Origin of the sequence: Burkholderia puraquae (assembly GCF_002099195.1) — a bacterium.
GTDB lineage: Bacteria > Pseudomonadota > Gammaproteobacteria > Burkholderiales > Burkholderiaceae > Burkholderia > Burkholderia puraquae.
In genome coordinates this window covers 21,782-33,941 of the sequence record NZ_NBYX01000031.1, presented here as the reverse complement: position 1 = coordinate 33,941, position 12,160 = coordinate 21,782, and the positions used below count along the sequence as shown (strand labels likewise).

Annotated in this window: 11 protein-coding genes; 5 read left to right on the top strand and 6 right to left on the bottom strand. The window is 68.9% G+C overall.

Going from position 1 to position 12,160, the window contains the following annotated elements; all coding sequences use genetic code 11:
- Positions 1–11: 11 nt before the first annotated feature.
- A complete protein-coding gene (locus tag B7G54_RS34480; protein WP_244289467.1) occupies positions 12–419 on the bottom strand; it encodes a hypothetical protein in 408 nt (135 codons plus the stop codon).
- 388 nt (positions 420–807) lie between these two features.
- Between B7G54_RS34480 and B7G54_RS34475 the strand changes: the two genes are divergently transcribed.
- On the top strand, positions 808–1,530 hold the full coding sequence (locus B7G54_RS34475; protein WP_085043175.1) for a haloacid dehalogenase type II: 723 nt from the start codon (positions 808–810) through the stop codon (positions 1,528–1,530).
- 138 nt (positions 1,531–1,668) lie between these two features.
- Positions 1,669–2,592 (top strand): hypothetical protein, encoded by a 924-nt coding sequence (locus tag B7G54_RS34470; RefSeq protein ID WP_085043174.1) that lies wholly within the window; start codon positions 1,669–1,671, stop codon positions 2,590–2,592.
- Positions 2,593–2,604: 12 nt separating this feature from the next.
- On the opposite strand, the gene B7G54_RS34465 is transcribed toward B7G54_RS34470, so the two are convergent.
- Together B7G54_RS34465 and B7G54_RS34455 are read right to left on the bottom strand one after the other, a co-directional pair.
- Positions 2,605–3,111 (bottom strand): SRPBCC family protein, encoded by a 507-nt coding sequence (locus B7G54_RS34465; RefSeq protein WP_085043210.1) that lies wholly within the window; start codon positions 3,109–3,111, stop codon positions 2,605–2,607.
- A gap of 306 nt (positions 3,112–3,417) precedes the next feature.
- Complete coding sequence (locus B7G54_RS34455; RefSeq protein ID WP_085043173.1) at positions 3,418–4,377, bottom strand: LysR family transcriptional regulator; 960 nt, start codon at positions 4,375–4,377, stop codon at positions 3,418–3,420.
- A 156-nt stretch (positions 4,378–4,533) separates the two neighbouring features.
- On the opposite strand from B7G54_RS34455, the gene B7G54_RS34450 reads away from it, so the two are divergent.
- The 3 genes from B7G54_RS34450 (at position 4,534) to mmsB (ending at position 8,399) form a co-directional block, all read left to right on the top strand.
- Positions 4,534–5,853, top strand: coding sequence for an MFS transporter (locus B7G54_RS34450; RefSeq protein WP_085043172.1), 1,320 nt, complete (start codon positions 4,534–4,536; stop codon positions 5,851–5,853).
- Positions 5,854–5,965: 112 nt separating this feature from the next.
- Positions 5,966–7,492 carry a CoA-acylating methylmalonate-semialdehyde dehydrogenase gene (locus tag B7G54_RS34445; protein WP_085043171.1) on the top strand — a complete coding sequence of 509 codons (1,527 nt, stop codon included), beginning with the start codon at positions 5,966–5,968 and terminating at the stop codon, positions 7,490–7,492.
- Positions 7,493–7,508: 16 nt separating this feature from the next.
- Complete coding sequence (mmsB, locus tag B7G54_RS34440) at positions 7,509–8,399, top strand: 3-hydroxyisobutyrate dehydrogenase (RefSeq protein ID WP_085043170.1); 891 nt, start codon at positions 7,509–7,511, stop codon at positions 8,397–8,399.
- A 120-nt stretch (positions 8,400–8,519) separates the two neighbouring features.
- On the opposite strand, the gene B7G54_RS34435 is transcribed toward mmsB, so the two are convergent.
- From B7G54_RS34435 to B7G54_RS34425, 3 genes are all read right to left on the bottom strand, one after another.
- Entirely contained in the window at positions 8,520–8,852 is a 333-nt protein-coding gene (locus B7G54_RS34435) for a hypothetical protein (RefSeq protein ID WP_085043169.1), read from the bottom strand.
- 218 nt (positions 8,853–9,070) lie between these two features.
- Complete coding sequence (locus B7G54_RS34430) at positions 9,071–11,500, bottom strand: cytochrome c (protein ID WP_085043168.1); 2,430 nt, start codon at positions 11,498–11,500, stop codon at positions 9,071–9,073.
- Entirely contained in the window at positions 11,490–11,993 is a 504-nt protein-coding gene (locus tag B7G54_RS34425) for a (2Fe-2S)-binding protein (protein WP_085043167.1), read from the bottom strand. The genes B7G54_RS34430 and B7G54_RS34425 overlap by 11 nt, the downstream gene beginning before the upstream one ends.
- Positions 11,994–12,160: the final 167 nt, after the last annotated feature.

The following is a 12,160-nucleotide window of genomic DNA, read 5'->3' as shown; positions in this document are numbered from 1 at the left end:
CATGCTTGTCGTTAGTTGTCCGGATATATCTCAATGACGGCGACCTCGATCTGCTCGCCGGCCCGGCTGTGAAAGTGAAGCGAAAAGCGCCCGGTGATCCCGACCGGGAGAATGTCCATCGACTGATCGGTTCCGGATGTGCATGCCGCGAGCGCACCCGGTATTTCATGAGCCATCAGCACACCCGCCTCTCGCGAATGCACGCGGATATGCGCCGGCACGCCTTCGCGAATCGCGATCACGGATCGCTCCCACGGCGCCTTGTCCCGATCGACGTCGACGGAAAAGACCTGTTGATCCGGCGGTCTTGTCGACGCGTGCGACAGATGTCGTGCCACGCCGTAGGCGAGCATCAGCGCCGACACCGTCGCGATCAACGCGACGAGTCGATGCCGCGGTCGCAGCTTCCTCTCCTCCATTGCGGCGCTCCGTTTCGTCGTGCCGGCAGTCCGGCAGTCCGGCAGGCCGGCCATCCGCGCGGCCATCAGCCGTTCGACGAATGGTAGTGAGCGGCCCGATGCGGAGATATCTGCTTATTGCGGGTTGTCGGAAAATTGCGTCCGGAGTAACCCGAGCCGGGGCGGCCGGACAGGGTGCGCGCGACGGATGCCGGATTCGTTACGCGCGAATCTCGCGAGCCATCGACGCCCAGCGGACAGTTCGCGCGCCACGCCATCGGGCGGTGCAACATGGCGGCCGGCCGAACCGCCTTTCCGTATCCGTGATTCAATGACGATCGAACCGGCGTCGCGCAGTCGGGCGGCACGGCGATTCGTAACCTCATCGATCGACCCTTACTGGATCACCATGACGAACCCTGCCGAAATCAAGGCGCTCGTTTTCGATGTCTTCGGAACGATCGTCGACTGGAGAAGCGGCGTCGCACGCGGCGCCGCCGCGTTCCTCGACCGCTACGCCCCCGCGCTCGACCCGCTCGAATTCGCGGATGCATGGCGAGCCGAATATTCGCCGTCGATGGAAGAAGTCCGCAGCGGGCGCCGCCGCTACGTGCGGCTCGACGTCCTGCACCGCGAGAACCTCGTCCGCACGCTCGACCGCTACGGGATCATCGACGTGCCCGACGCCGACATCGACGCGCTCAACCTCGCGTGGCACAGCCTCGACCCATGGCCCGACGCCGTCGCGGCGCTGCAAAGGCTGAAGCGTCGCTTCATCATCGCGCCGCTGTCGAACGGCAACATCCGGCTGATGGTCGACGTCGCGAAACGCGCGGGGCTGCCGTGGGATGCGATTCTCGGTGCGGAAGTCGTCCGCGCGTACAAGCCGTCGCCGCAGGTGTACAGCGACACGGTCGAGATTCTCGGCGTCGAACCGGCCGAGCTGTGCCTGGTTGCCGCGCACAACGGCGATCTCGCGGCCGCGCGCCGGCAGGGGCTGTCGACCGCGTTCGTGCTGCGGCCGACCGAACACGGCCCCGGCCAGACGACCGACCTGCAAGCCGACGAAGCGTGGGACTTCGACGTCAGGAACCTGAACGAGCTCGCGGACCGGCTGGGTTGCCCGGATTGATGCCGGGTTCGATGCACGATCGCAGCGCACTGCCGGCCGCGCTGCGGGGCCGGCGGAACGATGCGTCGGGCGCGTCGCGCATAAAGTCAGACGACTGGTAGACTCCGCCAACCCTGTCCCGTCGCGACCGCGCCCCCTATGTCGTCACCCCTGCGTCTTGTCGAAGGCAAACTGATCGCATTGCGCTTTCTCGAGCGCCCCGACCAAGGCACTGCCGGGAGTCGTCAGGTGCCGCCCGTCGACCCCGAAGCCCGCAAGAAATCGCTCGGCTACCGGTTCACGCACACCGTGGTGCCGATCCTTGCGGCGCTCACCGGCAACGGAGCCGCGGCCAATGCGCTGATATTTCAGCAAGCCGACGAAGATCTCGTCCTCGCCCGGTTGAACGCCGCGGCCGACAAGGTCGAGCATCCGGCGACGTGGTCGTACGCGAACCTGCGCGAAACCCGGACCTTCACGTCCGAAAACGCGTACGTGACCGTCGGGAAGAACGGCAAGATCCTGTTCGCGAAGCTGCCGGTGGAAATCGAAATAGGCGGCGAAACGTTCCGCGGGTTCCTCGGCGGGCAGTGCTTCGACGCCGGCGACGACGTGGTTGCCGTGGTCGATCGCCGCGGCCGCCTGTTCGCGCTGTCGTCTCCGGACCGGCGCCGCATGGTGATGGATCACGCGTGCAGCGACACGGGGCTGGCCGGCCTGACGCGTAACATCGGGCTGGCGTGGAAATGGATGTTCATCGGCATGACCTGCTTTCTCATCCCGATCCTGGCCCTGGTGCTATGGACCAGCGACGGCGGCTTTTCCGACCTGGGTCTCGATCTGGCGATGTTGCTGGGCGGGCCGCTCGCGATGGGCGTCCTGCTCGCGCTGATCCTGGGTGTACGGTTGTCGTGGTCCGACTGGCTGCCGGCGTGGCGCACGTCGAGCATCCTGAAGGCGCTGGGCCGCCCGGAGCTGTGCACGCTCGATTTCTTCGATACGCGCACCGAGGCCGAACGCAACGGCCAGGTACGCGACACGGATATCGGGCAAATCTATTACGCACCCGCGCTGAAGGCCTAGCGCCTGTTCAGGCTAAAAACGGGCTCGCGCCGGCTCCATCGCGACCGCCTGCCCCTGCGCCGCCATCGCGAGACGCCGCCAGTTGCGCGCCGCGTATCGATGAGCCTGCAACAGCGCGATCCATAAACCGATCTGCCGAACCGGCCTGAAGAAACCGCGCGCGCTGAACACGGTGCGCCGCTCGACGCGTGTCCTGCCGCCTGCCACGGGCGTCAGCGTGAATTCGTCTTCCAGCAGGCCGACCCAGTCGCGGCACCACACCGTCGACGCCACCATCCGGTAACGCAGCCGGCGCTGCTCGTCGAGCACGAGAATCCGCTGGTCGATGGTGCCGCGATCGGTCGTGCACTGCCGCGTATTGCCGACGGCCGGCACGCCTTCGAGCACGCGGCAACTGACCGGCTTCGGCACGCCGAGGCGGAACAGCAACGGCCGCGTGTCGTCCATCCGGGCATGGAGGAAATGCGGCCATACGTGCTCTGGCCGGCAATCGAACGTCCACTTCGAACGAATTTCCACGACCGTCTCCTTGCGGCTGTCGGTGCGCACATGATGGCACAACCGCCGCGCCGCCTCCGTTACTTCACCGCCGCGCCCCATGCGGTCCGAGCATAGGTCAGCAGCAACGGCAGCAGCGCCAGTGCGAGCAGCATGCAAAGCGCCAGCACCCATGCGGCCATTGCTCCGGGTTCCCGTGCGCCCAATAGCGGTAACGCACGCTCAGGAATCCGATTTCCATCCGCAACGCACCGAGCGGCACAAGCGCCTTCATCACCGCCACCATGCCGAAGCTGGCGGCCGTCATTTCGACGAACACGTGCCCCGCTATTCCGGCTCGCCGACGAATCTCATCTTCCCCGATTCACCCGACAGCAGCGCCCGATTCGCGTCTGCCGCCGCGCGCAGGTAATCCCACAGCGCGGTCACGCGCCGCAGCTTGCGCAGGTCCTCGCGGCACGTCAGCCAGAAGCACCGCGTGACGACCACGTCGTCCGGCAGCACGGGCACGAGCGCCGGCTGCGTGGCCGCCATGAAGCACGGCAGGATCGCGAGCCCGCCGCCCTGCAGCGCCGCGAAATACTGCGCGATCACGCTCGTCGTGCGCAGCCCGGCCGTCGCGCCCGGCACCGCGCGGTCCAGGTACAGCAGTTCGTTGCTGAACGCGAGATCGTCGACGTAGCTGATGAACGCGTGCTGCGCGAGATCGTCCGTGCACGTGATCGGCGCGTGGCTCGCGAGATAGTCGCGCGTCGCGTAGAGCCGCAACTGGTAATCGCACAGCTTCGTGACCACGTAAGGCCCGCGCTCGGGCCGCTCGAGCGTGATCGCCAGGTCCGCCTCGCGCTTCGGCAGGTTGACGAAATGCGGCACCGGCAGCAGGTCGACCGTCACGTGCGGATGCTCGGCACGAAACTGCGCGAGCTGCGGCGCGAGGAAAAAGCAGCCGAACCCCTCCGTCGACCCGATCCGCACATGGCCCGACAGCGCCTCGCCCGTGTTCGCGACCTGGTCGCACGCGGACTGCACGGTCGTCTCCATCGCGTCCGCATACGCGACGAGCCGCTGCCCTTCGGCCGTCAGCGTGAAGCCGCCGGAGCGCGACTTGTCGAACAGCAGCGTGCCCATCGCGGCCTCGAGCGCGCGAATGCGCCGAGCGACAGTCGTGTAGTCGACGCCGAGCCGCTTCGCGGCGCCGCTCGCGCGCTGCGTGCGCGCGACTTCGAGGAAAAAGCGCAGGTCGTCCCAGTTCAGGTTGCCGGAAACCGGCTCGGTAGCGTGTCGCATCGGCGAGGAAAAAGGGGCAGGGGTCTCCGGGCCGGCTATCGATGTGCATAAATGCACATCCAACCGGTTTCTTTATCGGTACATGATGAATCTGCGCATAACTATACTCGACCGTGACCTGCGGACCACGAGCCGCGGCACCACCACGGAGACACCATGCAGACCCGATCCACCCTCGATGAGCATGCGACAGTCGCGGCGCCGGCGCCCGCCCGCACCGCGAAGCACTACCTGCTGGCCGGCTGGGCCAGCATGGCCGGCACCACGATCGAGTGGTACGACTTCTTCCTCTACGGCACGGCCGCCGCGCTCGTGTTCAACCGCATCTTCTTCCCGTCGCTGGACCCGGTCGTCGGCACGCTCGCCGCATTCGGCACGTTCGCGGTCGGCTTCATCGGGCGGCCGATGGGCGGCATCGTGTTCGGCCACTTCGGCGACCGCATCGGCCGCAAGTCGATGCTGATGATCACGCTGCTGCTGATGGGCGTGCCGAGCATGATCATCGGGCTGATCCCGTCGTACGACAGCATTGGCTACTGGGCCGCCGCGCTCCTGATCGCGATGCGCTTCCTGCAGGGGATGGCGGTCGGCGGCGAATGGGGCGGCGCGGTGCTGATGGCGGTCGAACACGCGCCGAAGGGCCGCAAGGGGCTGTTCGGCAGCCTGCCGCAGACGGGCGTCGGGCTCGGCCTGATCCTGTCGTCGGTCGCGATGGCCGCGGTGGCCGCGCTGCCGGAAGCCGACATGCTGTCGTGGGGCTGGCGCGTGCCGTTCCTCGCGAGCATCGCGCTCGTCGGCCTCGGCTGGTTCATCCGCGCGAAAGTGCCCGAATCGCCCGACTTCGAGAAGATGCAGCGCCAGGGCAAGGCCGAGAAATCGCCGGTGACGGCCGCGCTGCGCCGCCATCCGCGCGAGGTGCTGACGATCGTCGGCGCACGCGCCGCCGAGAACACGTGGTTCTACATGGTCGTCACGTTCGCGCTCGCTTACGCGACGCAGCAGCTGCACCTCCCGAAGGCCGAGATGCTGCACGCGATCACGGCCGGCGCGGCGCTGTCGCTCGTCACGATGCCGCTGTGCGGCCACCTGAGCGACCGCATCGGCCAGCGCCGGATGTTCGCGATCGGCCTCGTGCTGATGTGCGCGTTCGCCGCACCGTTCTTCATGATGCTCGGCACGCAGCAGACGTCGTACGCGTGGTGGGCGATCGTGCTCGGCCTCGGCGTCGTGTTCCCGATCCTCTATGCGCCGGAATCGCTGCTGTTCGCACAGCAGTTCCCGGCGGAAATCCGCTACAGCGGCATCTCGCTGTCGGTACAGCTCGCCGGCGTGATCGGCGGCGGCTTCGCGCCGATGATCGCGACGTCGCTGCTCAAGGCCGGCGGCGGCCAGCCGCACTACGTGATCGCGTACCTCGTCGGCTTCGGCGTGTTCGCGCTCATGTGTACCGCACTCATGCGTCCGGCACGCACCTGAGCACGCCAGCCGCATCCGGTCAATTTCAGTTCGGCCTGCTGACCGCCGTGGATGCCCGCGCGGCGGAAGCAGACACCTTTTTTCATCGTCACACCGCTTTCCGGAGACATCCATGAACGCCGCAGTTCCCCAGACCACCCTCGCCCTGCCCACCGCCAAGCTGCTGATCGACGGCGCATTCGTCGAATCGCAAAGCGCCGAATGGGGCGACATCGTCAACCCCGCGACGCAGGAAGTGATCGGCCGCGTGCCGTATGCGACGCTCGACGAGGTCGACGCCGCGATCGCGTCCGCGCAGCGCGCGTTCCAGACGTGGAAGACGACGCCGATCGGCGCGCGGCTGCGCATCATGCTGAAGTTCCAGGATCTCGTGCGCCGCAATCTCGAACGGATCGCACACACGCTGACGGCCGAGCAAGGCAAGACGCTGCCCGACGCGCAGGGCGACATCTTCCGCGGCCTCGAAGTGGTCGAGCACGCCTGCTCGATCGGCACGCTGCAGCAAGGCGAATTCGCGGAGAACGTCGCGGGCGGCGTCGATACCTACACGCTGCGCCAGCCGATCGGCGTGTGCGCGGGCATCACGCCGTTCAACTTCCCCGGCATGATCCCGCTGTGGATGTTCCCGATGGCGATCGTCTGCGGCAACACGTTCGTGCTGAAGCCGTCGGAGCAGGACCCGCTGTCGACGATGCAGCTCGTCGAGCTCGCGATCGAGGCCGGCGTGCCGCAGGGCGTGCTGAACGTCGTGCACGGCGGCAAGACGGTAGTCGACCGTCTCTGTACGCATCCGGACATCAAGGCGATCTCGTTCGTCGGCTCGACGCGCGTCGGCACGCACGTGTACAACCTCGGCAGCCAGCACGGCAAGCGCGTGCAGTCGATGATGGGCGCGAAGAACCACGCGGTCGTGCTGCCCGATGCGCATCGCGAGCAGTCGATCAACGCGCTCGTCGGCGCGGGCTTCGGCGCGGCCGGCCAGCGCTGCATGGCGACATCGGTCGTCGTGCTGGTCGGCAAGGCCCGCGACTGGCTGCCCGAGCTGGTCGAGAAGGCGAAGGCGCTGAAGGTCAACGCCGGCGCCGAAGCCGGCACGGACGTCGGGCCGGTCGTGTCGAAGGCGGCGAAGGAACGCATCCTGTCGCTGATCGACGCCGGCGTGAAGGAAGGCGCGACGCTGTTGCTCGACGGCCGCGACGTGAAGGTGCCCGGCTACGAGCAGGGCAACTTCGTCGGCCCGACGATCTTCTCCGGCGTGACGACCGACATGTCGATCTATACGGAAGAAATCTTCGGGCCGGTGGTGGTCGTGCTCGAAGCCGACACGCTCGACGAAGCGATCGCGCTCGTCAACCGTAACCCGATGGGCAACGGCGTGGGGCTGTTCACGCAGAGCGGCGCGGCCGCGCGCAAGTTCCAGAGCGAGATCGACATCGGCCAGGTCGGCATCAACATCCCGATTCCGGTGCCGGTGCCCTACTTCAGCTTCACGGGCTCGCGCGGCTCGAAGCTCGGCGATCTCGGCCCGTACGGCAAGCAAGTCGTGCAGTTCTACACGCAGACCAAGACGGTCACCGCACGCTGGTTCGACGACGACGCGACGGCCGGCGGCGTGAACACGACAATCGCGCTGCGCTGACCCCGGGAGCCTGCACATGGAAATCGCATTCATCGGACTCGGCAACATGGGCGGCCCGATGGCCGCCAACCTGCTGAAAGCCGGCCACGCGCTGACGGTGTTCGACCTCGACGCGCACGCGGTCGACGCCGCGGTGCGCGCAGGCGCGGCGGCGGCCGGTTCGCCGCGCGACGCGGCCGCGCGCGGTGCGGTCGTGATCACGATGCTGCCGGCCGCGCGGCACGTGCGCGCGGTCTACCTCGGCGACGACGGCGTGCTGGCCGGCGCGCGTGCCGGCACGACGCTGATCGACTGCAGCACGATCGATCCCGGCACCGTGCGCGCGGTGGCCGACGCCGCCGCGCAGCGTGGCTTCCCGCTCGCCGACGCCCCCGTGTCGGGCGGCACCGGCGGCGCACAGGCCGGCACGCTGACCTTCATGGTCGGCGCAGACGCCGCGCTGTTCGAGCACATCCGCCCCGTGCTGCTCGACATGGGCAAGAACGTCGTGCATTGCGGCGGCACGGGCACCGGGCAGGTCGCGAAGATCTGCAACAACCTGCTGCTCGGGATCTCGATGATGGGCGTGTCCGAAGCGATGGCGCTCGGCGCCGCGCTCGGGATCGATCCGGCCGTGCTGGCCGGCATCATCAATACGTCGACCGGCCGCTGCTGGAGCTCGGACACGTACAACCCGTATCCGGGCGTGAGCGATACCGCACCGGCCGCGCGCGGCTATGCGGGCGGGTTCGCAGCGAACCTGATGCTGAAGGATCTCGGGCTTGCGACCGAAGCGGCGCGGAGCGCGCACCAGCCGGTGTGGATGGGCGCGCTCGCGCAGCAGCTCTATCAGTCGATGAGCCAGCAGGGGCTCGGCATGCTCGACTTCTCCGCGTGCGTGAAGCTGTACGAGGCGCAGCCGGCGTAACCGCCGAAGCCGCGCCGGACGTGCGCCGACCCGCGAGGTGCGTGAACGGCATCGCGGGTCGTTTTGCTTGCGGGGAAAGGAACACGCGGGCGGCGACGGCGCGCGAGCGCCGCCGGCCATTCAACCGCGCGGATTCGACGCCGTCTCGAAGGTCGGATGGCACTCGAACGCGAGTTCGGAGCGCGCGCCGACACGGCTGCTGCCGGTCAGCGATTCCTGCTTCATGCTCGCGCGCATGCCGCGCTGCGTGCAGTAGCTGGTGGCTTCGTCGATGGCCTTCGTATGGGCGTCGGCCCACGTCGTCGACACGCCGACCGTGCGCGTCGTCACGGTATACACGTTCGGGTTCGACGTCGCGGTCACGTCGGAAGCGGTCGAACACGCGGCGAGCAAGCATGCAACAGCCGCGACGGTCAACCATCGCAAGGTTCGAAAGGAAACTGGAGTGGACATGGGGGGCAAGCGCGCGCCGTTCGACGCGCATTGAACAACATAGGCGACAGTATGCCTGCTCAATCGCCGGAGATCATGCCCCTTTCAGTGAACACATTGTTTCGAATGGTTAAACGATGATGAAAATGGGGCAATATTTCCGCCCCATTTCCGGGCCCGATGCCACCACCGGTAGTTTTGCCCGGCCGCCCCGCCGCATGACGCTTTCCGACGGCCGGTCAGTGTGTGGCTTCCTGCCTGATCCTTGCCGACGTTTCGGCCAGGTTTCGCCACTCGGGCTGCCCCGGCGCGTAGCGCGCGCGGATGTACGCGGCGAGTTCGGCCATCTGCCGGTCGTCGAATGCGTCGCCGAAGCCCGGCATGTAGCCGAGTGCGCCGGTAGCCGGCTGGTCGATCCCGTGATGCAGCACGCGCAGCAGGTTGTCCGGCGCGGCCTGGCTGACGCTCGTGTTGAGCCCCATCAGCGGGCGTACGCCGAAATGCCCGACACCGCCCGATTCCGCGTGACAGACCGCACACGCGGCGTCGAACGCGCGGCGACCGTTCTCGAGGCCCAGCGTCGCGACGGCTTCCGCGCCGCGCGCCTGCCGGGCGGCCGCATCGGCGGCGGCCGCTGCATCGACGGGCGGCGACAGCGACGCGAGATAGTGCGCGATGGCCTGGACATCGGCCTCGGGCAGCGACGCGAGTCCCGCGACGACGGGCGCCATCGGCCCGGCCGCGACGCCATGCTGCGCGGAGAAACCCGTGCGCAAGTAGTCGAACAGCGCGCCCTCGGTCCACGGCACCGGCGCAGCCGCCGACGCGACGAGCGGCGGCGCGACCCATCCCTCGGCCTCGCCGCCCGACAGGTACGCGAAGCCGCCCTTCTCCGCGCCCAGCGCATTGCGCGGCGTGTGGCACGCACCGCAGTGCCCGGCGCCGTCGACCAGATACTTGCCGCGATTCCACCTCGCGGAGCGCGCCGGGTCCGGCGCGAACGGCCGCGCATCGTGAAACAGCCAGTTCCAGCCGGCGACGAGGCGCCGCTGGTCGAGCGGGAACGGCAGCTTCGTCTTCGGCGGCACGTGCTTCACCGGCGGCTGCGACATCAGGTACGCATAGAGCGCGAGCAGGTCCGGCTCGCTCAGCTTCGCGAACGCCGTGTACGGGAACGCCGGGTACAGGTGCGTGCCGTCGCGCGAGATGCCTTCGCGCATCGCGCGCGCGAAGGCCGGATACGACCACGTGCCGATGCCGGTTTCCGGATCGGGCGTGAGGTTCGTCGTGTAGATCGTGCCGAACGGCGTATCGAGCGCGAGCCCGCCCGCGTTGGTCGCGCCGCCGGGCGCGGTGTGGCACACCGCGCAATCGCCGGCGAGGGCGACCTGGCGGCCGCGCTCGAGCGTCGCCGCACTCCACATCGCGCCGTCCGCGCCGCCGGGAGCAATGGGTGCGATCGGCGCGGGGCCCGGCAGGATCGCGCAGGCCAGACCGATCAGCCCGCCGACCACGCCGCCCACGCCGCCGCCGGCCAGCCAGCGGCGCCACCGCGATGTGCGACGCGGGGCGCTGCGCAGCCCCTCGCCGGAATCGACCGGCACCGGCCGCGCGAGCGCCGCGCGAATGCGCTCGGCGTCGAACGGCGGTGCGCGAAACCGCACGCCGGTCGCGTCGTACAGCGCGTTCGCGATCGCCGCCGCGGCTGGCGCCGCTGCCTGCTCGATCCGGCGCGCATCGTGCACGGGCAGTTCGCCGTGCGCGCGATGCGCTGCGTCGTCGAACGCAACCAGCTCGTGGGCGATCGCGCCTGGCTGCATACCCGCATCGATTTCGTCATGCGCAGGCCGCGCGGACAACCGTGCGCCCATCACGCGCGAAATCGCCGCCTCGATCTGCCACGCCGGCAAACCGGCCATCGATGCGTCGCCCGGTTCGCCGGCACCCTGCCCGGCCACCACGCGCCGCACGGCAACGTCGCCCGTCGCACGGTCGACATCGAGATCGACGACCCATGCGGACCAGCGCGCGTCGCCATCGCGTCTCGCGTCGGCCGCCGGCGGTGCGTCGCCGGCCGGTGCTGCGGCGCCATCGAAAGCGAAGCCGCGCCCGCTCAGGCGAGCAGGTGAACCCGCGTCGGCCGCGGCCGGCGCACCCCATGCAGCGCGCTCGCTGACCATCCGGATAATCTCGCGCGGCCCCGCGTCGCGCGCCGCATCGAGATGCTGCAGCCGCAATGCGACCGGGTCGCGCCGCAGCGCGCCCGCGAGTTCGTCGACGAAGGATTCGCGCGCGAACACGTGCGCGTGTCCGGGAATCGCATGGCCGGTGTCGGCGAGTTCGATCGACGTCTGCGCGTGCCGGTAGACGAACGGCGCGGCGCGGCCGGCATCTGCGCGTTCGGTCGCCGCACCGTGCGGCGCGTGAAGGCCGTCCGCCGCCGTGTCCGTAGCGGCCGCCTGCGCGCGATAGCGCCAGGTCGTCATCCGCCCGTCGGACGCGGTCCGCGTTTCGACGTCGAGCGATACCCGCGCATCTGCATGCGCATCGCCGATCGGCCATGTGTAGCGCGCCCGATGTGCGCGCAATGTATCGGTGCCGGCTTCATCGCGCGGCTCGGGTGCCGTCGCGCGCGCCGGCGCTGCGGACAAGCCCGCGTCAGGCTTCATCGCCGCCTCGCAGATAGCGTGCCGCGCGATGCACGGCCCGGATGATCTCCAGGTGCGTGCCGCAGCGGCAGAGATTGAAGCGCAACGCATCGCGGATCGCCGCATCGTCCGGCGCGGGATTGCGGTCGAGCAGCGCCTTCGTGCTCATGATCATCCCGTTCAGGCAATAACCGCATTGCGCGGCCTGCTCGTCGATGAACGCGCGCTGGATCGGATGCGGCGCGTCGCGCGAGCCGAGCCCTTCCAGCGTCGTGACATCGCGCCCGCTCGCGGCGGCGGCCGGCACGACGCACGAACGCGTTGCCTGCCCGTCGACCAGCACCGTGCATGCGCCGCACTGCCCGAGCCCGCAGCCGTATTTCGGGCCATTGAGCGCGCAGTCGTTGCGCAGGACCAGCAGCAGCGGCGCGTCGGGCGCAGCCTCGTCGAAAGTGCGCGGCGTGCCGTTCACGCGAAACGCCAGCGGCCGCGACGGAGAAGCGGGATGGGACATGAATGGATCCGGAATGCGGCGCGCGGGCCGAGGGTGCCGGCGGCGGGCACTGCCGCCGGTGTGCGCCCACCCGCGCGCGCCCTGACATATAACACACCGAAAAACGCACGTACCGGCGCCTCGGCGCGCGCGACAGCAACGGCGATGCGCCGGCCGGCGCGGGCACC